Origin of the sequence: Pikeienuella sp. (genome assembly GCF_046290545.1) — a bacterium.
Classification (GTDB): domain Bacteria; phylum Pseudomonadota; class Alphaproteobacteria; order Rhodobacterales; family Rhodobacteraceae; genus Pikeienuella.
Genome location: NZ_JBKAGV010000007.1, coordinates 203,749 through 223,343 on the forward strand (window position 1 = coordinate 203,749; position 19,595 = coordinate 223,343).

Genomic DNA, 19,595 nt, shown 5'->3' on the forward strand with positions numbered 1-19,595 from the left:
AGGGAGAGGCCATGAGCGCCGTCCAGGGATTTCTCGCCGCCATCGGCGCCGCCGTGCTTTCGCTCTGCGCGGCGGCGGGCGCGCTGGCGATCTTCACCGCGAACGGGGTGCGGCATGTATTCCTGCCGCCCTGGTATCCGGCGGAGATCGGGCGGCAGCTGATGCGGATCGGCTATTTCTCGCTGCCCGTCGTCGGGCTCACCGCCTTCTTCACCGGCGCGGCGCTGGCGCTCCAGATCTATATCGGCGGCGCCCGCTTCAACGCGGAATCGGTGGTGCCCTCCATCGTCGCCATCGGCATGGTGCGGGAGCTGGGGCCCGTGCTCGGCGGCCTGATGGTCGCGGGCCGCGTCTCCGCCTCCATCGCGGCGGAGCTCGGCACGATGCGGGTGACGGAGCAGATCGACGCGCTGACGACGCTTTCGACCAATCCCTTCAAGTATCTCGTCGCTCCCCGCCTCGTCGCCGCGACGCTGGCGATGCCGGCGCTGGCCTTCGTGGGCGACATCATCGGCATCCTCGGCGGCTTCGCCGTCGGCACGGCCCGGCTCGGCTTCAACGGCTCGACCTATGTGCGCAACACCTGGGATTTCCTGACGACGGAGGACATCGCCTCCGGCCTCTGGAAGGCGGCGGTCTTCGGCTTCATCATCGCGCTTATGGGCTGCTATCACGGCTATTCCTCGGGCCGCGGCGCGCTCGGCGTCGGGCGGGCGACGACGAACGCCGTCGTCTCCGCCTCGATCCTGATCCTCGCCTCCAACTACCTCCTGAACGAGATCTTCTTCACCTCATGAGCGCATCCCCGAAAATCGAGATGCGGGGCGTGACGAAGACCTTCGGCTCCAACCGCGTGCTGCAGGGCGTGGACCTGAAGGTGGCGAAGGGGGAGAGCCTCGTCGTCATCGGCGGCTCGGGCACGGGAAAATCCGTCACGATCAAGACGATCATCGGCCTGATCGAACCCGACGGCGGGGACATCCTGCTGGACGGGGAGACGATCCTCGGCGCGAAGGGCGCGAAGCGGGACCGTCTGCTGGAGCGGTTCGGGATGCTCTTCCAGGGCGGCGCGCTTTTCGACTCCATGCCTGTCTGGCGCAACGTCGCCTTCCGCCTCCTTCAGGGCCGGCTGAAGCGCCCGGCGGCGGAGGCCCGCGCCATCGCGGTGGAGAAGCTCCGCCGCGTCGGGCTGAAGGAGCCGGTGGCGGACCTCTACCCCGCCGAGCTTTCGGGCGGCATGCAGAAGCGCGTCGGCCTCGCCCGCGCCATCGCCGCCGACCCCGAGATCATGTTCTTCGACGAGCCGACCGCCGGGCTCGACCCGATCATGGCGAGCGTCATCAACAAGCTCATTCGCGCGCTGGTGACGGAGACGGGCGCGACCGCCATCACCATCACGCATGACATGCGCTCCGTGGTGGAGATCGCGGACCGGGTGGCGATGATCCACGAAGGCCGCGTCCAATGGGAAGGCCCGGTGGGCGAGATCGAGCGTAGCGGGAACGCCCATCTCGACCAGTTCATCCACGGGCGCGAAGAGGGGCCGATCGAGGCGGTGCGGTGAGCGCTTCGCCCCTCCTCTGGGCCAACCTCTCGCTCCTCCTCCTCTATCCCGTCGCCTGGGCCGCGCCGCTGGCCGAGGCGCGGCTCCTGCCGCTCTTCGGGGGGGAGGAGGTCAGCATCCTCTCCGGCCTCGCCGCGCTCTGGGGCGAGGAGACCGCGCTCGCGCTCCTCGTCGCGCTCTTCGCGCTGGTCCTGCCCTACGCCAAGACGCTGTCGCTCGCCGCGATCCATCTCGGGCGGCTGCCGGCGCGGGCGCTGCCCCTCGTCGAATTCGTCGGCAAGTTCTCGATGGCGGAGGTCTTTCTCGTCGCTCTTTATATCGTCGTGGCGCAGGGAGCCGGCTTCGTGAGCGTGGAGAGCCGCTGGGGCCTCTGGCTCTTCGCCGCCTGCGCGCTCGCCTCGCTGCTTCTCTCGCACCTGACGGCGCGGCGGGGTGACTAGAGTGGAGGCGGATTTGAAGACCCGCTTTGGCTTCTGGCGCCACGGCCTCGACCAGCAGGTCTCCAGTGGAGACCTGCAGAGGCCGTTCGGCCGGAGCCCAGGCGGAGGCCGAGGGGTCATCCGCTTGTCCGATCATTCGAAATCGGACCGTGGCCGCCGCGGTGGCCGCGGAATCGCGGCCGCCGGGGGCGGCGGCCGCGGGCCGATTTGCCGCGTGTCAAATCGGCCGGGCGCATGTCGCGAGCCTCGCGAACTATGGGAGCGAGGGCGATCATGACGGACACGCATCTGACTGCGCGAAAGCATGGCTAAGCCCGCCTCCTTCGTCTGCGCCGCCTGCGGCGCCGTCCATCGCAAATGGGCGGGGCGGTGCGAGGAATGCGGGGCGTGGAATTCCGTGGTGGAGGATTCCGGCCTCTCCGCCGCCGGTCCCGCCTCGAAGACGCTCGGGCCGCAGAAGGGCCGCGCCGTCCCGCTCCATCCGCTCGCGGGGGAGGAGCCGGAGCCGCCGCGGCTTTCGACCGGTATCGCGGAATTCGACCGGGCGCTCGGCGGCGGCCTCGCGCCTTCCTCCGCGATCCTCGTCGGCGGCGACCCCGGCATCGGCAAGTCCACCCTCCTCCTCCAGGCCGCCGCCGGGCTGGCGCGGGCGGGGGCGAAGACGGTCTATGTCTCGGGCGAGGAGGCGCTTGGGCAGATCCGGATGCGCGCCGCCCGGCTCGGCCTCGCGGATGCGCCTGTCCTTCTCGCCGCCGCCACCAACCTCCGCGACGTGCTGACCACGCTGGAGGCGGAACGCCCCGCCCTCGCGGTCATCGATTCGATCCAGACGATGTGGGCCGACAATGTGGAGAGCGCGCCCGGCTCCGTCTCCCAGGTCCGCGCCGTGGCGCATGAGCTGACCGGCTTCGCGAAGCGCCGCGGCGTCTCCGTCATCCTCGTCGGCCATGTGACGAAGGACGGGCAGATCGCCGGGCCGCGGGTGGTGGAGCACATGGTGGACACCGTCCTTTATTTCGAGGGCGAGCGCGGGCACCAGTTCCGCATCCTCCGCGCGGTGAAGAACCGCTTCGGCGCGGCGGACGAGATCGGCGTCTTCGAGATGTCGGACCGGGGGCTCCGCGAAGTCTCCAACCCCTCCCAGCTTTTCCTCGCCGGGCGGGAGGCGCGCACGCCCGGCTCCGCCGTCTTCGCCGGGGTGGAGGGGACGCGGCCCGTCCTCGTCGAGTTCCAGGCGCTCGTCGCCTCCTCTCCCTTCGGCACGCCGCGGCGGAACGTCATCGGCTGGGATTCGGGCCGCCTCTCCATGATCCTCGCCGTGCTGGAGGCGCGCTGCGGCGTCTCGCTCGCAGGGATGGACGTGTTCCTGAACGTCGCCGGCGGGCTCCGCATCTCGGAGCCGGCGGCGGACCTCGCCGTCGCCGCCGCCGTGCTCTCCGCGCATCGCGACGCGCCGATCCCGCCCGAGGTCGCGATCTTCGGCGAGGTGAGCCTCTCCAGCGCCGTCCGCCCCGTCTCGCAGGCCCCGGCGCGGCTTCGAGAAGCCTCGAAGCTGGGCTTTACCTCCGTCTGGGCGCCGACAATGGTGCAGGAGCCCGGCGAATCGGGCATGAGGGTGGAGACGGTCGCCGATCTCGACGGGCTTCTCGCCCTCGTGGCGCCGGGATGAGGGGACGCGATATGGCGAAGCGGATGACGGGGGGCGCATGTCGCTGACGATGGCGGATGCGGTGGTGGCGCTGGTGGTGCTCGTCTCCGCCTTCCTCGCCTTCAACCGCGGCTTCGTGCGGGAGGCGCTGGCGATCGGCGGCTGGATCGCCGCGGCCTTCCTCTCCTTCTATTTCGCGCCGATGGTCTCCCCCCTGATCCTCGAGACGCCCTATCTGGGGGACTTTCTGCGCTCGTCCTGCACGATGACGGCTCTCGCCTCCTTCGTCGCGGTGTTCGGCGTCGCGCTCATCGTCCTTTCCTTCTTCACGCCCGTCCTCTCCTCGGCGATCCACGCGACGCCGCTGGCGGCGGTGGACAAGGGGCTCGGCTTCGTCTTCGGCATTGCGCGCGGCGTGGCGCTCATCGCGGTCGTCTATCTTCTCTACGATCTCGTCATCACGGATTCGGAGCGCGTGGCGATGATCGACCAGTCGGCGAGCATCGCGCTGATCGGGGACGCGGCAAAGGCGCTTGAGGCGCTCGCGCCGACCGAAGTGCCCGACTGGCTCCAGAGCCGGATCGACCGGCTCATGGGCGGCTGCGTCGAGGCGTCGGCCTGAGCCGGGATGCCCCGAGCATGATCGACTCGCGCCCGCCCCGCCCCTATATGACTGCGCTGTGACGGACCGAGTCGAGGATCGCCCCATGCCCGCATCGCCCGAGCCCGGCCCCGAAGCCCAGATCGAGATCGAGGCGGAGACCCCGTTCGACGACAAGCTGCATGAGGAATGCGGGATCTTCGGCGTCTTCGGCGTGCAGGACGCGGCGAATTTCGTCGCCCTCGGGCTTCACGCGCTCCAGCATCGCGGGCAGGAGGCGGGCGGCATCGTCGCCTATGATCCGGTCGAGGGCCGGTTCAACTCCGCCCGCCGCATGGGCTATGTGCGGGACAATTTCACGCGCGCCGAGGTGATGCGCGGCCTGCCCGGCGCCGTCTCCATCGGCCATGTCCGCTACTCGACCGCCGGCGGCAAGGGCGGCACCGCGATACGGGACGTGCAGCCGCTCTACGCAGAATTTGCGCGGGGCGGCTTCGCGCTCGCCCATAACGGCAACCTCACCAATGCGGAGGCGCTGCGGGAGGAGCTGATCGAGCGCGGGGCGATCTTCCAGTCCTCGTCAGACACCGAATGCATCCTCCACCTCATGGCCCGGTCGATCCAGCGCACGATCGTGGAGCGGATGAAGGACGCGCTGCGCCGGGTGGAGGGCGCCTATTCCCTCATCGCCATGACCCGGACGAAGCTGATCGGCATAAGGGACCCGCTCGGCGTCCGCCCCCTCGTTCTCGGCAAGCTCGGGGAGGGCTGGGTGCTTTCCTCCGAAACCTGCGCGCTCGACATCGTGGGCGCGGAGTTCGTGCGGGAGGTCGAGCCGGGCGAGATGGTCGTCATCACGCGCGAGGGCGTGAGTTCCGAGCGCCCCTTCCCCGCCGCCCGGCCGAAATTCTGCATCTTCGAATATGTCTACTTCTCCCGCCCCGACAGCATGATCGGCGGCCTCTCCGTCTATGAGGCGCGCCGGCGCATCGGGGCGGAGCTGGCGAAAGAGGCGCCGGTGGAGGCGGATTACATCTGCCCCGTGCCGGACAGCGGCACGCCCGCCGCCATCGGCTTCAGCCAGGAAAGCGGCATCCCCTTCGCCATGGGGATCATCCGCAATCAATATGTCGGCCGCACCTTCATCGAGCCGACGGACCAGATCCGCAACATGGGCGTGCGGCTGAAGCTCAACGTCAACCGCGCCCTGATCCGCGGCAAGCGCGTCTGCCTCGTGGACGACAGTGTGGTGCGCGGCACCACCTCCCGCAAGATCAGGGACATGGTGCTGGACGCCGGGGCGAAGGAAGTGCACTTCCGCATCGCCTCCCCGCCCACCATGTGGTCCTGCTTCTACGGCGTCGACACGCCGGAACGCTCGAAGCTCCTCGCCCACAACATGAGCGTGAAGGAGATGGCCGCCTATCTCCAGGTCGATTCGCTGAACTTCGTCAGCCTTGACGGGCTCTATCGCGCGACAGGGCATGAGGGCGGGCGCGCCGCGGAGCCGCAATTCTGCGACGCCTGCTTCTCCGGCGACTATCCGATCCCGCCTTCGGACCGGCTCGCCAAGGGCGACCTGAAGCTGAAAGAGACGGTCTGAACGAATGGCGGAGCTTGAAGGCCGGATCGCCCTCGTCACGGGCGCGACGCGCGGGCTGGGCCACGCCGTCTCCCGCGCGCTCGCGGCGCAGGGCGCGCATGTCGTCGCCCTCGGCCGCACCCAGGGCGCGCTCGAAGAGCTGGACGACGCCATTTCCGCAGCCGGCGGCGCGGCGACGCTGACGCCGCTCGACATAAGGGACGATCCGGCGCTGGAGCGGCTCGGCGCCGCGCTCAACCAGCGCTGGGGCCGGCTCGACCTTCTCGTCCATTGCGCGGCGGAGGCGGCGCCGATGGCGCCGGCGGAGCATGTCGCCGCCGCCGATCTGGACAAGGCCATCGCGGTGGATTTCCGCGCCGTGCAGCGGCTGATCCGCGTCCTCCATCCGCTCCTGAAGGCGGCGCCGGCGGCACAGGCGGTGTTTGTCGACGATCCCGATACGGCCGGCGCCGCCTTTCTCGGCGCTTATGGCGCGGCGAAGGCGGCGGCGCGCACGCTCGCGCTTTCATACGCCGCGGAGCAGGCCCGGCGCGGGCCGCGCATCTGGCTGGCGGCCCCGCCGCCGATGCCGACCGCCGTGCGCGCCCGGTTCCGGCCGGGCGAGGACCGCGCGACTCTCGCGCCCACCGCCGATGTCGCGGAGCGGCTCGTCGCGAAGATCGTCGCCGGAGAGGCCGCGCCGGGCGAGACTGTCAGGCTCTGAGCCGCTCTCAGCCGACCAGGACCGATTCCAGCTTCATCACATCCGCCAGCGCATCCAGCCGGCGTTTGACCCGCTCGCCGCTGAAATCCGCCGCCTCCGGCGCGAAGCTGAGGATGAGGCGCGCCCCGTCCAGCCGCAGCGCGCAATGGGCGAGCGTCCCGGGCGCGGAGCCGGAGACCATGGCTCCGAGCCGCGCCGCGCGCCCCACGATCTCCGCATCGCGGCGCGCATCGTCCCCAAGGCGCGCGACCGCCGCCGCCTCATGCGGCTGGAGCGAACCCTTGTAGCGGTGCATCAGCGCCGCGCCGAGGAACAGCCGCCCCCGATGCCCGACCCCGCCGAGATTGGCGCGACTCACGGTGCCGAAACAGGCCGTGACGCGAAAATCCGGATGCGCGCGCCAGTTCACGTCATGGAGCAGGCACACCGCCTCGGCGAGGCGCATCCGGTCCGCCGTCAGCCCGCCGAGGATCGGGCGCATCCAGCCGAACAGCTCCTCGCCGAAGCCGGGCTTGCGGGCGTGCCGCGCCTCCATCGCCGTCGCCGCCGCGATCAGCGGCTCCTGCTTGCGCAGCCGCTCCCCCATCCGCTCGTAGAGAACGCCCTCGCGCACGCCGAAGGCGGAGATGTCCACGCTTTTCGGCGAAAGATCGGCCAGCAGCCGCTTCAGCGCCCGCGCCCCGCCCACCAGCGCGCCAACGCGGGAGGCGGAAACGCCCGCGATCTTCTTCACATTGGCGACGCTCTCCGAAATCGCCCAGTCGCAGGCCTCCTCCGCCTGCGCGGGCGTCATCTCGTAGCCCTGGAGAACGTGGAACGGATAGCCGGCCCGCGCCATTTCCGCCTTCGCCAGCGCGCGCCACGCGCCGCCGACGAGGATCAGCCGCCCCGCCTGCTCCCGGAACGGCGCGGCGGCGGCGCCGAGGGAGAGGAGCGCCCGGCGCGTCAGCGGCGCGTCCGCTTCCGTGAGCCCGAGATGCCCGGCGGAGACGGAGGCGACGGCGCCGACCTTGCCGCCCTTCACCGCCGCCAGTTCGAGCGAGGCGCCGCCGAGATCGGCCACCACCCCCTCCGCCGCCGGCCAGCCGAAGAGCACGCCTTCCGCCGCCAGCCGCGCCTCCTCCCGCCCGGTGACGACGCGGACGGTGACGCCGAGCGCATCCGAAAGCTCGTCGCGGAAGGCCGGGCCGTCATCCGCCTCGCGGAGCGCCGCCGTGCCGATCACGAGCAGCTCCCCCACCTCCATCCGCCGCGCGAGCGCGACGAAGCGGCGGAGCGCGGAAAGCGCGGCGGGCTTGGCCGCGGGGTTGAGCCGCCCCGTCTCGGCCATGCCGCGGCCGAGGCCGCAGATCACCTTCTCGTTGAAGACATAATCGGGGCTCCTCACCCCGTCCTCGAAGACGACAAGGCGCACGGAGTTCGATCCGATGTCGATCACGCCGACAAGCGCCCCGAGCGCGCGCGGAGCGTGCATGGCCTTCTCCAAAGCGGTCATGTCCCTCTCCGCCCGGCTTCGCCTTGCTCCGCTCTATTGCGGCGCAGCGAAGCGAGGTCAAGCGGCAATCCGGGGCGCTCAGCGGAGGCAGGCGCCGACCAGAAGCGCGAAGGCCCGCGCCCGGTGGCTCATCGCGTTCTTCCGCTCCGGGTCCATCTCCCCGAAGGTTTCCGTCTCGCCTTCCGGCAGGAAGATCGGGTCGAAACCGAAGCCCGCGCGGCCCCGCATCGGCCAGACGATGCGGCCCGGAACCTCGCCACGGAACACCTCGTCATGCCCGTCCGGCCAGGCGAGGCAGAGCGTGGAGACAAAGCGCGCGCGGCGCGGCTCCGGCGCTTCCGCCTCTTCGAGGAGGCGCCAGACGCGGGTCATCGCCATCACGAAGTCGCGCCCCCTGCCCGTCTCCGCCCAGTCTGCGGTATGGACGCCTGGCTGGCCGCCCAGCGCCTCGACCTCGATGCCGCTGTCGTCAGAGAGGGCGGGCAGGCCGCTCGCCCTCGCGGCGGCGTGCGCCTTGATCCGCGCATTGCCCTCGAACGTCTCCTCCGTCTCCGCGGGCTCGGGCAGGCCAAGCTCGCCGGCGGAAATCGTCTCGATCCCGAAGGGCGCGAGGAGCGCCCCCATCTCCCGCACCTTCCCCGCATTGTGGGTGGCGACGACGAGCCGCCCGGGTTCTAGCCGCCGGCTCACGCGATCGCGGCCTTCTGCGCGGAGACGAGCTCGCCCGCGCCTTTCCGCGCCAGCTTCAGCAACTCCAGCAGTTGCGCCTCGGAAAACGGCGAGCCCTCGGCCGAGCCCTGCACCTCGACGATCCCGCCCGAGCCCGTGAGGACGAAATTCGCATCCGTCCCCGCCGCCGAGTCTTCGAGATAGTCCAGATCGAGCACCGGGAAGCCCTCATGCACGCCGCAGGAGATCGCGGCGATATGCTCCGTGACCGGGTTTTCCTTCAGCTCGCCCGCCTTCATCAGCCGGTCCGCCGCCAGCCGGAGCGCGACCCAGCCGCCGGTGATGGAGGCGCAGCGCGTGCCGCCATCCGCCTGGATCACGTCGCAGTCGATGGTGATCTGCCGCTCGCCGAGCAGGACCCGGTCCGCCCCCATCCGGAGCGCGCGGCCGATCAGGCGCTGGATTTCCTGCGTCCGCCCGCTCTGCTGCGTCTTCGCCTCCCGCTTCATGCGGGTGTTGGTGGCGCGCGGGAGCATCCCGTATTCCGCCGTCACCCAGCCGAGGCCCGTATTGCGCATGAAGGGCGGCACCCGCTCCTCGATCGTGGCGGTGCAGAGCACATGCGTGTCGCCGACGCGGATGAGGCAGGAGCCCTCCGCGTGGCGGGAGACATGGGGCTCGATGATGACGGCGCGCATCTCGTCGCGCGCTCGGCCGGAGGGGCGCATGGGGGTCCTTTCGAAGCGTTCGGGCGGAGGCTTAGTCCGTCCGCCCGGCTTCGTCCACCGCGCTCAGGCCTTCACGAGATGGCCGCCGTCCACATCGAGCACGATCCCGGTCGCATAGGGATTGGCCATCAGGAACAGGGCGGCCGCCGCAAGGTCCTCCACCGCGCCGACCCGCCCGGCGGGGAGGCTCGCCGCCGTCGCCGCGAACATCGCCTCCCGCGCCTCTTCCGGCATCCCGGCATAGGCGTCCGAGCGCACGAGGCCCGGGGAGAGGCAGTTCACCCGCAGCTTCGGCCCGAGTTCGAGCGCGAGGCCCCGCGCCAGCCCCTCCACCGCGGCGTTGACCGCGCCGAGCCCGGTCGTCCCCGCCGAGGGGCGGCGGGAGAGGACGCCGGAGAAGAAGGTGACGGAGCCGCCCGCCCGCAGATGCGGAAGCATCGCCTTCGCCGCACGATAGGGGCCGTGGAACTTCGCCTCGAACATCGCCGCCACCGCGGCCGGGTCGAGCGTGGCGAAGGGGCCGTGCGCGGATGACGAGGCGGAGATCACGAGATAGTCCGCCGCGCCGACGGAGGCGGCCCAGGGCTCCGCCGCCGCCGCGTCCGTCATGTCGAGGGGAAAGATTCCGGCCCCGCCGATCGCCTCCGCCGCGGCGCTCAACGCCGCACGGTTGCGGCTGGCGAGCGCGACCTCCGCGCCCGCCGCCTTCGCCGCGGCGGCGACGGCGCGTCCGATCCCGCTCCCGCCGCCGAGGACGACGACGCGCCGGCCATCGAGATTGTTCATGTCTGGTCCCTTCACTTTGCGCCGGGCGCCATCCGCGCGGCCTGTCTCGCCAGATGGGCGCCGTTGAGGCATAAGAAAAATCGATGACGGCTATGGGAGCCATCCACCGCATGGATATGAACCGAACCGATATCGACCTCCTGATCGCCCTCGACGCGCTGCTGGAGGAGGAAAGCGTCACCCGCGCCGCGCGCCGCCTCCGCATCAGCCAGCCGGCGATGTCCGCCCGGCTCGCCCGCCTCCGCGCCCTCTTCGGAGACCGGCTGCTGATCCCGGCCGGGCGCGACCTTGCGCCGACCACGCTCGCCGCCGGGCTCAAGGCGCCGCTCCGCGAGGCGCTTGCCGCGCTCGATGCGCTCGTGCGGGAGCGCGCGGCTTTCGAGCCGGAAACGGCGTCGGCGACCTTCCGGCTGATCGCCCCGGATTCCTTCGCCGCGGCCTTCGCGCCAGGGCTTGTCGCCGCGCTGGCGAAGGCGGGGCCCGGGCTTCGCCTCGCGCTCCTTCCTTTCAGCCCGCAAGGCGCCTGGGCTTCGCTCGAAACCGGCGCGGCGGACCTCGCCGTTCTCGCCGCGCCGCCCGCGCCCGACGCGGTGGGAAGGCCGCTCTATCGCGAGACCTTCCTGATGGCGCAGCGAAGCGGGCATCCGCGCGGCGAGGGCCCGCCCGATCTTGAAGGCTTCTGCGCCCTCCCGCATCTCCTCGTCTCGACCGAGGGCGGCGGATTTCGCGGGGCGGCGGATGCGGCGCTGGAGCGGCTCGGCCGCGCGCGGCGGGTGGTCGCCTCCGTGCCATCCTTCCTCCTCGCGCCGCAGCTTCTCGCCGGTTCCGACCTTGTCTGCCTCCTGCCCCGCCGGTTCGCGGAGGCGCTGGGCCCCGGCTTCTCGCTCTTCGAGCCGCCGCTCGCGCTGCCGGATTTTCCGCTCTCGCTCTTCTGGCATCCGAGGCGGCAGGCCGACCCGGCGCATGCCTGGTTCCGGCGGCTTGCGGTCTCCGTCGTCCGCGCCGGCGACGACGCGGGCCATTGACCGCGCCCCCCGGTCTTTCTACCTCTCGTCGCCATGCACGCTGCGCCGCTCTCCGATCTCAACGAACGCAGCCGGGACATCTTCCGCCGGCTGGTGGAGACCTACATCGAGACGGGCGAGCCCGTGGGCTCCCGCACCATCGCGAAGGGGCTGGACCAGCCGCTCTCCGCCGCCTCCGTCCGCAACGTGATGCAGGACCTGGAGCAGCTCGGCTTCCTCGAAAGCCCGCACGCCTCCGCCGGGCGCATCCCCACCCAGTCGGGCCTCCGGCTCTTCGTGGACGGGCTGCTCGAGATCGGGGAGATCTCGGCCGAGGAGCGGGCGGAGATCGAGAAGCTGAACGACGACCGGGACGGGGACATCACCCGCGCGCTGGACCATGCGGGCTCCATGCTCTCCGGCCTCAGTCAGTGCGCCTCCCTCGTCTTCGCGCCGAAGCGGGAGGCGCCGATCCGCCATCTCGAGATCGTCTCGCTCAACCCCGCCGCCGCGCTCGTCGTGCTGGTGACGGAGGATGGCGCGGTCGAGAACCGGATGATCCAGCCGCCGCCCGGCCTCACCCCCTCCGCGATGCGGGAGGCGGCGAATTTCCTCAACGCGATGCTCGTCGGGCGCACGCTCTCCGATGCGAAAGAGGTGGTGGCGCGGGAGATCGAGCGCCGGCGCCGGGAGCTTGACGACACGGCGCAGGCTCTGGTGGAGGCGGGCGTCGCCGTCTGGAGCGGCGAGGGCGCCGTGGAGCCGGACCGACTCGTCGTCCGCGGCCGCGCCAACCTCCTCTCCGGCGCCGCCGCCGATCTCGACCGGATGCGCAAGCTTCTCGACGATCTGGAGCGGAAGCGGGACATCGCGCAGCTTCTCGACCTGGCGCGGGAGGGAGAGGGCGTGCGCATCTTCATCGGGTCGGAGAACAAGCTCTTTTCCCTTTCGGGCTCCACTTTGGTCATCTCTCCCTATATGAACGCCGACCGGAAGCTGGTCGGCGCGATCGGAGTGATCGGGCCTACGCGGCTCAATTACGGGCGCATCGTGCCGATCGTGGACTACACCGCCCGCATGATGGGCGAAGTGCTGGCGGGCCGGGGCAAGCCCTGACCGCCGGCGGAAAGGCGAAGTGATGAACGGGAAGAAGAAGGAAGCGGGCGCCGACGAATGGGAAGCGCCGGATTTCGGGTTCTCCATGGACGAGGCGGCGGGCGGCTCCGACGCGCCGGCTTTCGAGACTCCGGATTTCGACAAGCCGGCCTTCGACGCCCCGGATTTCGAGGCGCCCGCCTTCGAGACGCCGGACGCGCCGCCGCCGAACGACCCTCCGGCCTTCGACACAGGCGGGTTCGAGACGCCTGGCTTCGAGACGCCGAACGATGCTTCCGCCTTCGAGTCGGGGGGCTTCGAGACGCCCGCCTTTGAGGCCGCGCCTGCGTCCGCAGCGGCGCCGGCGAGCGAGGAGGTCGCCACGCTGATCGCCGAGCGGGACGAGTTGCGGGAAAAGCTGATGCGCGCGCTGGCCGAGGCGGAGAATGTCCGCCGCCGGGCCGAGCGTGACCGCAAGGATGCGGAAGCCTATGGCGGCACGAAGCTGGCGCGGGACATTCTCTCCGTCCATGACAACATGGCCCGCGCCCTCGCCGCGGCGGACGAGTCGGCGCGCGCCGCCGCCGCCAGCCTGATCGAGGGGATCGAGCTGACGCAGCGGGAGCTTCTCTCCGCCTTCGCCAAGCACAAGATCGAGCCGGTGGAGCCCGCGCCGGGGGAGAAGTTCGACCCGAACCTCCATCAGGCGATGTTCGAGGCGCCGGTCCCCGGCTTCGAGCCCGGAACGGTGATCGAGGTCATGCAGGCCGGCTTCACGATCTCGGGCCGCCTCCTCCGCCCCGCCCTTGTCGGCGTCGCGAAGGCGGGCTAACGGGAGAAACCGCTGGCAAGGCTGGCGCCGCTGAGGCTAACTCCCCCTCATGGGGGACCTTTTCGTATTCGACCTCGCCTTGCGCATTCTCTCCTCCGGCTGGCTTCTGGCCCCCGGCGGCGGGATCGTCTTTCTCGTCTTCGCCGCGCGGCTGAAGACGGAGCCTTCGCGGCAGGAGATTGTCGGCTGGCTGAAATCCCGGCGGGGCACGAAGCTCTATGAGCGGCTCGTTGGCCGAGCGCTGGCGCGGGTCTCCGCCGGGCTGAGGCCGAAGAGCCTGGAGACGCTTCCACCGCCCGCGGGCGGCCTCCGGGCGCGGCTCGATCACATGACCGAGTTTCTCGCGCCCGACGAGGCCGCGGCGGAGCGGGCGGCGGGCGCGGCCTTCGGTTGGCCGCTCTTCGACTTGGCGCTGAAACTGGCGGTGTTTTATCCCATCGCGCTGCTCGTCGCCGTCTGGGCATGGACGGGCGCGCCCGGCGTGATCGGGGGCTTCGAGGTTCTGCCGGCCCTGCCGGAAGGATGGCGCGGCGATGCGACGAAAGGCGGCCTTGCCCTCGCCGCAGGGCTATATACAGCCTCGATCTACAATTCAGCCACCGGCAGACAAGGCTACGCAGTTGTCTGCCGGTGGCTGGCAGGCGCATTCGCATTCGCAGGCGCATTCGCATTCGCAGGCGCATTCGCAGGCGCATTCGCAGTCGTAGTCGCATTCGCAGTCGTAGTCGCAGTCGCAGGCGCATTCGCATTCGCAGTCGCAGGCGCATTCGCAGGCGCATTCGCATTCGCAGGCGCATTCGCAGTCGCAGGCGCATTCGCAGGCGCATTCGCAGGCGCAGGCGCATTCGCAGGCGCATTCGCAGGCGCAGGCGCATTCGCATCGCTTCTGCGGCGCGGTGCGGACGGGCGCCTCGTCTATCTCGGCCTCGCCCTCGCGATTTATAGCCTCCTAGCCCTCGCCGCCGCGCTTGGTGGCGGAGACGATGCGCGCGGGCGCACGCTGCTGATCTTCATTGGCCTCCTGCCGCTCGTGAACGGGGTGTTCGACTGGCTCTCCTTCGGGGTGACGCGCTGGCTGATCGCGAAGGGGGCCGAGGCGCGCAACCTCTGGACTGTCGTCTTCGGCGCGCTGGACCTCGCCGCCGCCGCCCTTCTCTTCACCCTGCTCGGCTGCACGCTGATCGCCGCCATCCACCTCCTGAACTTCGTCGCCGGCGCCCAGCTGATCGACCTGCAGGAGACCATCGCCGATATCGGCGCGCAGCCGGGCCGCTACTGGTGGCTCTACCTCTCTTTCTTCTCCACCCTCGCGCCGACCTTCCTCCATTACTCGCTGTCGCTCTTCTGCCTCGTGACGATCATCCCCCCTGCCCTGCGCCGCCCGGTGATCGCGATGATCGAGGATGAGCGACAGGGGGACATGCGCGCCGTCTGGGCGCCGCTCATCCTCTCGATCTTCGCCTGCGTTGCGCTGCTGCTCCCGGTGCTGATCGCGGCGACGAGCTTCGAGATCCTGATCACGCTGGCCCCGGAGGCGGGGAGCCGGTATTTGTGGCTCTTCGCGGCCTTCGCGAAATGGATCGGCGCGCCCGTCGCGCCGGATGCGTTCTGGACCTGAAACCGGGCGGGGTGACCATGATCGAGACCGAAGCCGACCTCCTCGCCCTCTACGGCCCCGTCCATCCGAAGGCCGCGATCAAGGTGATCGACCGGCTGGACGCGATCTGCCGGCAATGGCTCGCCGCCTGCCCTTTCGCCGTGCTGGCGACGACGGACGGCGCGCGGCTCGACGTCTCGCCGAAGGGCGACGCGCCGGGGTTCCTGCTGGTGGAGGACGATCATCACCTCCTGATCCCCGACTGGCCCGGCAACAACCGGATCGACGGGCTGAAGAACATCCTCGCCAACCCCGCAATCGGCCTCATCGCGATCATCCCGAACGTGAAGGAGACGCTGCGGATCAACGGTCGCGCGACGATCCATGCGGACGAGGCGCTGCGCAAGCGGTTCGAGACGCGGGGCAAGCTGCCCATCACCGTCACCCGCATCCGGGTCGAGGAAGTGTTCATGCACTGCCCGAAAGCCTTCATGCGCTCGCATCTCTGGGAGCCGGAGACCTGGCCGGAGCGGTCCTCCCTGCCGACGATGGGGGAAATCCTGAAGGCGCATTGCGGGGATGACGGGCCTGTCGAGAGCCCGGAGGCGCAGGAAGCGCGGTCGCGGTCGCAGCTCTACTGACCGACGGCCGCGCCGGTCAGCAGCGATGTTTCAGGGCGATCACGGTTTTTATTGAGCAAAAACAATGCTCCGAGGCCGATTTCCATGGAAATCACCCTGCCGGGCCCCCTACCCTTCCCGCACCACCCGCATCGTGAGGTTGAGCCGGCCGCCCTTCTCCAGCAGCGGAGAGACGCCGAAACGGATGCGGTCCACCCCGTGCCAGATGAGCCGCGAGGGGCCGCCCATGACGAGAACGTCGCCCGAGAGAAGCTCGAAGCTCCGCGTCCGCTCGCTCCGCTCCAGCCCGCCGAAGCGGAACCGCGCCGGGTCCCCCAGCGAGACGGAGACGACGGGCGCGTCATAGGCGTTCTCGTCCCGGTCCTGATGCAGGCCCATCCGCGCGCCCTCCTCGTAATGGTTGAGGAGGAGGCAATCGGGCGGCTCCTTCCAGCCCGATACCGCGCGCCAGACCGCAAGCGCCGCCTCCGGGATCGGCGGCCAGGGTTCACCCGATGGTTGGCGCCGCTCGTAGCGGTATCCCCGCGCGTCCGAAACCCAGCCGAGCCGCCCCGCCGAGGTCATCGCGACGGACATCCGCCGCCCGCCCCGCGTCTCCATCCGCCGCGGCGCCGCCGCCCTCGCCACCTCGCGGAGCGCGGAGACAAGCGCCGCCTGCGCCGCGACGTCGAGATGGCCGTGATGGAGGACAAGCCCTTCGGGAAGCATGGCGCAAGCTTGCCCGCCGTTAACGCTTTGCTCAATCCCCCGGCGTCAGATGCCGGCGACGCGCCGGGCGGCCGAAAGAGTGGAAACGCCGCCTTGCGAGGCAAAAAAGTCACAACTATATAGCCGTCGACGCGCGGGCCGGACCCGGGCGCCGCTCATCCAAGGGATAGGCCGCGGGGGCCGTCAGGACCCGAAGGCCAAACATCGCCGAGAAGGAACGCCACACATGTCCAAAGTCATCGGAATCGACCTCGGGACCACGAACTCCTGCGTCTCCATCATGGACGGGACGACGCCCAAGGTCGTCGAGAACGCCGAAGGCGCGCGCACCACGCCCTCCATCGTCGCCTTCACCGAGGGCGGAGAGCGGCTGGTCGGCCAGGCCGCGAAGCGCCAGGCCGTCACCAACCCGGAGAACACCCTCTTCGCCGTCAAGCGCCTGATTGGCCGCCGCTATGACGACCCGGCGGTGGAGAAGGACAAGAAGATGGTCCCCTACGCCATCGCCAAGGGCGCGAACGGCGACGCCTGGGTCGAGAGCCGGGGCGAGAAGTACTCCCCCTCCCAGATCAGCGCCTTCATCCTCCAGAAGATGAAGGAGACCGCGGAAAGCTATCTCGGCGAGAAGGTGACGCAGGCCGTCATCACCGTCCCCGCCTATTTCAACGACGCGCAGCGGCAGGCGACGAAGGACGCGGGCAAGATCGCGGGCCTCGAAGTGCTCCGCATCATCAACGAGCCGACGGCGGCCGCGCTCGCCTACGGGCTCGACAAGTCCGGCGACAAGCGTATCGCAGTCTATGACCTCGGCGGCGGCACCTTCGACATCTCCGTGCTGGAGATCGGCGACGGGCTCTTCCAGGTGCAGTCCACCAACGGCGACACCTTCCTCGGCGGCGAGGATTTCGACCTTCGGCTCGTCGACTACCTCGCCGACGAGTTCAAGAAGGACAACGCGATCGACCTGCGGAAGGACAAGCTCGCGCTCCAGCGCCTCAAGGAGGCCGCCGAGAAGGCGAAGATCGAGCTCTCCTCCTCGACGCAGACCGAGATCAACCTGCCCTACATCACGGCGGACGCAACGGGGCCGAAGCACCTTACGCTCAAGCTCACCCGCGCCAAGCTCGAGAGCCTCGTGGACGATCTCGTCCAGCGCACGCTCGAGCCCTGCAAGAAGGCGCTCAAGGACGCGGGCGTGAAGCCGTCCGATATCGACGAGGTCGTGCTCGTCGGCGGCATGACCCGCATGCCGAAGGTGATCGAGACGGTGAAGGCCTTCTTCGGCAAGGAGCCGCACAAGGGCGTGAACCCGGACGAGGTCGTCGCCATGGGCGCGGCGATCCAGGGCGGCGTGCTGCAGGGCGACGTCACCGACGTCACGCTGCTCGACGTCACCCCGCTCTCCCTCGGCATCGAGACGCTGGGCGGCGTCTTCACCCGCCTCATCGACCGGAACACCGCGATCCCGACGGAGAAGAGCCAGACCTTCTCCACGGCGGAAGACAACCAGTCCGCCGTGACGATCCGGGTCTTCCAGGGCGAGCGCGAGATGGCGGCCGACAACAAGCTGCTCGGCCAGTTCAACCTCGAGAACATCCCGCCCGCCCCGCGCGGCATGCCGCAGATCGAGGTGACCTTCGACATCGACGTGAACGGCATCGTCTCCGTCAAGGCGCGGGACAAGGGAACGAACAAGGAGCAGAAGATCACCATCCAGGCCTCGGGCGGGCTCTCCGACCAGGACATCGAGAAGATGGTGAAGGAGGCCGAGGAGAATGCGGAGGCGGACAAGCAGCGCCGCGCCGCCGTCGAGGCGAAGAACCACGCCGAGAGCCTTGTCCACTCCACGGAGAAGTCGCTCGCCGAGCATGGCGACAAGGTGGGCCCCGAGGTGAAGGCGGCGATCCAGTCCGCCATTGACGAACTGAAGGAGGCCGCGAAGGGCGACGACGTGGAGGCGATCAAGGCCAAGACCCAGGCCCTGACCGAAACCGCGATGAAGCTTGGCGAGGCGATCTACAAGGCGCAGATGGAGGAGGCGGAGGCCTCCTCCGGTGACGACGCCGAGGCCGACAAGCCGAAGGGCAAGGCCGAGGACGACGTGGTCGACGCCGACTTCGAAGAGGTCAAGGACAACAAGAAGTCCTGATCCGGCGCGGAACATGGCGACGGATGCGAAAGACGGCGCGGGGCGGCTGAGGCCGCCCCCGCCATTCGGGCGCAGCGCGGCGCTTTCCCTTCCCCGCGGCTTCCCCTATTCAGGTCCGTCTCCGATGCGGATGGTGGCTCATGGCTAAGCGCGACTACTATGAAACGCTGGGCGTCAAGCGCGGCGCCTCCGAGGCGGAGCTGAAGCAGGCGTACCGCAGGCTCGCGCGTGACATGCACCCGGACCGGCACAAGGACGACCCGTCCGCCGCCGACAAGTTCAAGGCCGTGAACGAGGCTTATGACGTCCTGAAGGACCCCGAGAAGAAAGCCGCCTATGACCAGTTTGGTCATGCGGCCTTCGAAGGCGGGATGGGCGCGGCCGGCGCGCGTGCCGGTGCGCGACCGAATGGCGATTTCTCTTCCGCCTTCTCGGACGTGTTCGATGATCTCTTCGGCGATTTCATGGGCGGGCGGGGCCGAGGCCCCGGCCGCGCGCAGTCCCGCGGCTCCGATCTCCGCTACAATCTTCGCATCAGCCTTGAGGACGCCTTCCTCGGCAAGGAGACGACGATCACCGTTCCCGGCTCCTCCGCCTGCGACGCGTGCAACGGCACGGGTGCGGATGGCGGGGCGGAACCTGTCACCTGCCCGACCTGCGCGGGCCTCGGCAAGGTGCGGGCGCAGCAGGGCTTCTTCACGATCGAGCGCACCTGCCCCACCTGCGGCGGCCGTGGCCAGACGATCAAGAATCCGTGCCGGACCTGCCAGGGCCAGGGCCGCGTTGCGAAGGAGCGGACGCTCTCCGTCCGCATTCCCGAGGGCGTGGAGAACGGCACCCGGATCCGTCTCGCCGGAGAGGGCGAGGCCGGGCGCCGCGGCGGCCCGCCCGGCGACCTCTACATCTTCCTCGAAATCGCGGACCATCCGATCTTCACCCGCGAAGGGATGGATCTCTTCTGCCGCATCCCCGTCCCGATGACGACCGCCGCGCTCGGCGGCGAGATCGAGGCGCCGACGATCGACGGCGGCCGCACCCGGGTCAAGATCCCCGCGGGCAGCCAGTCCGGCAAGCAGCTGCGGCTTCGGGCAAAGGGCATGCCGCAGCTCCGCGGCGGCCGGTTCGGCGATCTCTACCTTGAACTCGCGGTCGAGACACCGGTGAATCTGACGTCCCACCAGAAGGAGCTCCTGCAGCTCTTCGAGGAGGCGGGGAAGGAGAACAGCCCCGAGACGGCGGATTTCTTCACCCGCGTGAAGAACTTCTGGGGCGGGATGACGGGCTGACCGGAGCTCCCCGATCTCCCGCCCGATTTCCACTTGAATTTCCCGC

General features: G+C 69.9%; 18 protein-coding genes and 1 pseudogene. 14 read left to right on the forward strand and 5 right to left on the reverse strand.

Annotated features, from left to right (window positions below):
* The first annotated feature begins 11 nt into the window (after nt 1–11).
* The 7 genes from ACE37J_RS06040 to ACE37J_RS06070 all read left to right on the forward strand — a co-directional run bounded on the left by ACE37J_RS06040 (nt 12) and on the right by ACE37J_RS06070 (nt 6,559).
* Entirely contained in the window at nt 12–797 is a 786-nt protein-coding gene (locus ACE37J_RS06040) for an MlaE family ABC transporter permease (RefSeq protein WP_409708587.1), read from the forward strand.
* Nucleotides 794–1,564 carry an ABC transporter ATP-binding protein gene (locus ACE37J_RS06045; RefSeq protein WP_409708589.1) on the forward strand — a complete coding sequence of 257 codons (771 nt, stop codon included), beginning with the start codon at nt 794–796 and terminating at the stop codon, nt 1,562–1,564. The genes ACE37J_RS06040 and ACE37J_RS06045 overlap by 4 nt, the downstream gene beginning before the upstream one ends.
* Complete coding sequence (locus ACE37J_RS06050) at nt 1,561–2,004, forward strand: paraquat-inducible protein A (RefSeq protein ID WP_409708592.1); 444 nt, start codon at nt 1,561–1,563, stop codon at nt 2,002–2,004. The genes ACE37J_RS06045 and ACE37J_RS06050 overlap by 4 nt, the downstream gene beginning before the upstream one ends.
* Before the next feature lie 304 nt (nt 2,005–2,308).
* The gene (radA, locus tag ACE37J_RS06055; protein ID WP_409708595.1) at nt 2,309–3,673 is read left to right on the forward strand and encodes a DNA repair protein RadA; all 1,365 of its coding nucleotides are present in this window, start codon (nt 2,309–2,311) and stop codon (nt 3,671–3,673) included.
* A gap of 37 nt (nt 3,674–3,710) precedes the next feature.
* A complete protein-coding gene (locus tag ACE37J_RS06060; protein ID WP_409708598.1) occupies nt 3,711–4,274 on the forward strand; it encodes a CvpA family protein in 564 nt (187 codons plus the stop codon).
* An 85-nt stretch (nt 4,275–4,359) separates the two neighbouring features.
* A complete protein-coding gene (purF, locus tag ACE37J_RS06065; RefSeq protein WP_409708601.1) occupies nt 4,360–5,856 on the forward strand; it encodes an amidophosphoribosyltransferase in 1,497 nt (498 codons plus the stop codon).
* Between the two features lie 4 nt (nt 5,857–5,860).
* On the forward strand, nt 5,861–6,559 hold the full coding sequence (locus ACE37J_RS06070; protein WP_409708604.1) for an SDR family NAD(P)-dependent oxidoreductase: 699 nt from the start codon (nt 5,861–5,863) through the stop codon (nt 6,557–6,559).
* A gap of 7 nt (nt 6,560–6,566) precedes the next feature.
* Here ACE37J_RS06070 and ACE37J_RS06075 read toward each other — a convergent pair whose 3' ends face one another.
* The 4 genes from ACE37J_RS06075 to ACE37J_RS06090 all read right to left on the reverse strand — a co-directional run bounded on the left by ACE37J_RS06075 (nt 6,567) and on the right by ACE37J_RS06090 (nt 10,237).
* The gene (locus ACE37J_RS06075) at nt 6,567–8,054 is read right to left on the reverse strand and encodes an exopolyphosphatase (protein WP_409708607.1); all 1,488 of its coding nucleotides are present in this window, start codon (nt 8,052–8,054) and stop codon (nt 6,567–6,569) included.
* Between the two features lie 78 nt (nt 8,055–8,132).
* The gene (gene rdgB, locus ACE37J_RS06080; RefSeq protein WP_409708609.1) at nt 8,133–8,744 is read right to left on the reverse strand and encodes an RdgB/HAM1 family non-canonical purine NTP pyrophosphatase; all 612 of its coding nucleotides are present in this window, start codon (nt 8,742–8,744) and stop codon (nt 8,133–8,135) included.
* Nucleotides 8,741–9,451 (reverse strand): ribonuclease PH, encoded by a 711-nt coding sequence (gene rph, locus ACE37J_RS06085; protein WP_409708612.1) that lies wholly within the window; start codon nt 9,449–9,451, stop codon nt 8,741–8,743. Before rph ends, rdgB begins: the two co-directional genes overlap by 4 nt.
* Nucleotides 9,452–9,514: 63 nt before the next feature.
* On the reverse strand, nt 9,515–10,237 hold the full coding sequence (locus tag ACE37J_RS06090) for an SDR family oxidoreductase (protein ID WP_409708615.1): 723 nt from the start codon (nt 10,235–10,237) through the stop codon (nt 9,515–9,517).
* Between the two features lie 110 nt (nt 10,238–10,347).
* On the opposite strand from ACE37J_RS06090, the gene ACE37J_RS06095 reads away from it, so the two are divergent.
* The 5 genes and pseudogenes from ACE37J_RS06095 to ACE37J_RS06115 all read left to right on the forward strand — a co-directional run bounded on the left by ACE37J_RS06095 (nt 10,348) and on the right by ACE37J_RS06115 (nt 15,406).
* On the forward strand, nt 10,348–11,262 hold the full coding sequence (locus ACE37J_RS06095) for a LysR family transcriptional regulator (protein WP_409708618.1): 915 nt from the start codon (nt 10,348–10,350) through the stop codon (nt 11,260–11,262).
* Between the two features lie 33 nt (nt 11,263–11,295).
* Nucleotides 11,296–12,357 (forward strand): heat-inducible transcriptional repressor HrcA, encoded by a 1,062-nt coding sequence (hrcA, locus tag ACE37J_RS06100; protein ID WP_409708621.1) that lies wholly within the window; start codon nt 11,296–11,298, stop codon nt 12,355–12,357.
* A 319-nt stretch (nt 12,358–12,676) separates the two neighbouring features.
* Nucleotides 12,677–13,168 (forward strand): annotated as a pseudogene (locus ACE37J_RS06105) (nucleotide exchange factor GrpE); the annotation flags it as partial.
* Nucleotides 13,169–13,217: 49 nt separating this feature from the next.
* Complete coding sequence (locus tag ACE37J_RS06110; protein ID WP_409708624.1) at nt 13,218–14,786, forward strand: hypothetical protein; 1,569 nt, start codon at nt 13,218–13,220, stop codon at nt 14,784–14,786.
* Between the two features lie 17 nt (nt 14,787–14,803).
* The gene (locus ACE37J_RS06115) at nt 14,804–15,406 is read left to right on the forward strand and encodes a pyridoxamine 5'-phosphate oxidase family protein (RefSeq protein WP_409708627.1); all 603 of its coding nucleotides are present in this window, start codon (nt 14,804–14,806) and stop codon (nt 15,404–15,406) included.
* 108 nt (nt 15,407–15,514) lie between these two features.
* On the opposite strand, the gene ACE37J_RS06120 is transcribed toward ACE37J_RS06115, so the two are convergent.
* Complete coding sequence (locus tag ACE37J_RS06120) at nt 15,515–16,114, reverse strand: alpha-ketoglutarate-dependent dioxygenase AlkB (protein WP_409708630.1); 600 nt, start codon at nt 16,112–16,114, stop codon at nt 15,515–15,517.
* Nucleotides 16,115–16,340: 226 nt separating this feature from the next.
* Between ACE37J_RS06120 and dnaK the strand changes: the two genes are divergently transcribed.
* Together dnaK and dnaJ are read left to right on the forward strand one after the other, a co-directional pair.
* Nucleotides 16,341–18,263 (forward strand): molecular chaperone DnaK, encoded by a 1,923-nt coding sequence (gene dnaK, locus ACE37J_RS06125; protein ID WP_409708633.1) that lies wholly within the window; start codon nt 16,341–16,343, stop codon nt 18,261–18,263.
* Nucleotides 18,264–18,403: 140 nt separating this feature from the next.
* Complete coding sequence (gene dnaJ, locus ACE37J_RS06130) at nt 18,404–19,549, forward strand: molecular chaperone DnaJ (RefSeq protein WP_409708636.1); 1,146 nt, start codon at nt 18,404–18,406, stop codon at nt 19,547–19,549.
* The last annotated feature ends 46 nt before the right edge of the window (nt 19,550–19,595 follow it).

Bases quoted from the DNA above. Each gene is read 5' to 3' on its own strand.
- ACE37J_RS06040 (WP_409708587.1), top strand. From the start codon at position 12: ATGAGCGCCGTCCAGGGATTTCTCGCCGCCATCGGCGCCGCCGTGCTT.
- ACE37J_RS06045 (WP_409708589.1), top strand. From the start codon at position 794: ATGAGCGCATCCCCGAAAATCGAGATGCGGGGCGTGACGAAGACCTTC.
- radA (WP_409708595.1), top strand. From the start codon at position 2,309: ATGGCTAAGCCCGCCTCCTTCGTCTGCGCCGCCTGCGGCGCCGTCCAT.
- ACE37J_RS06060 (WP_409708598.1), top strand. From the start codon at position 3,711: ATGTCGCTGACGATGGCGGATGCGGTGGTGGCGCTGGTGGTGCTCGTC.
- purF (WP_409708601.1), top strand. From the start codon at position 4,360: ATGCCCGCATCGCCCGAGCCCGGCCCCGAAGCCCAGATCGAGATCGAG.
- ACE37J_RS06070 (WP_409708604.1), top strand. From the start codon at position 5,861: ATGGCGGAGCTTGAAGGCCGGATCGCCCTCGTCACGGGCGCGACGCGC.
- ACE37J_RS06075 (WP_409708607.1), bottom strand. From the start codon at position 8,054: ATGACCGCTTTGGAGAAGGCCATGCACGCTCCGCGCGCGCTCGGGGCG.
- rph (WP_409708612.1), bottom strand. From the start codon at position 9,451: ATGCGCCCCTCCGGCCGAGCGCGCGACGAGATGCGCGCCGTCATCATC.
- ACE37J_RS06090 (WP_409708615.1), bottom strand. From the start codon at position 10,237: ATGAACAATCTCGATGGCCGGCGCGTCGTCGTCCTCGGCGGCGGGAGC.
- ACE37J_RS06095 (WP_409708618.1), top strand. From the start codon at position 10,348: ATGGATATGAACCGAACCGATATCGACCTCCTGATCGCCCTCGACGCG.
- hrcA (WP_409708621.1), top strand. From the start codon at position 11,296: ATGCACGCTGCGCCGCTCTCCGATCTCAACGAACGCAGCCGGGACATC.
- ACE37J_RS06110 (WP_409708624.1), top strand. From the start codon at position 13,218: ATGGGGGACCTTTTCGTATTCGACCTCGCCTTGCGCATTCTCTCCTCC.
- ACE37J_RS06115 (WP_409708627.1), top strand. From the start codon at position 14,804: ATGATCGAGACCGAAGCCGACCTCCTCGCCCTCTACGGCCCCGTCCAT.
- ACE37J_RS06120 (WP_409708630.1), bottom strand. From the start codon at position 16,114: ATGCTTCCCGAAGGGCTTGTCCTCCATCACGGCCATCTCGACGTCGCG.
- dnaK (WP_409708633.1), top strand. From the start codon at position 16,341: ATGTCCAAAGTCATCGGAATCGACCTCGGGACCACGAACTCCTGCGTC.
- dnaJ (WP_409708636.1), top strand. From the start codon at position 18,404: ATGGCTAAGCGCGACTACTATGAAACGCTGGGCGTCAAGCGCGGCGCC.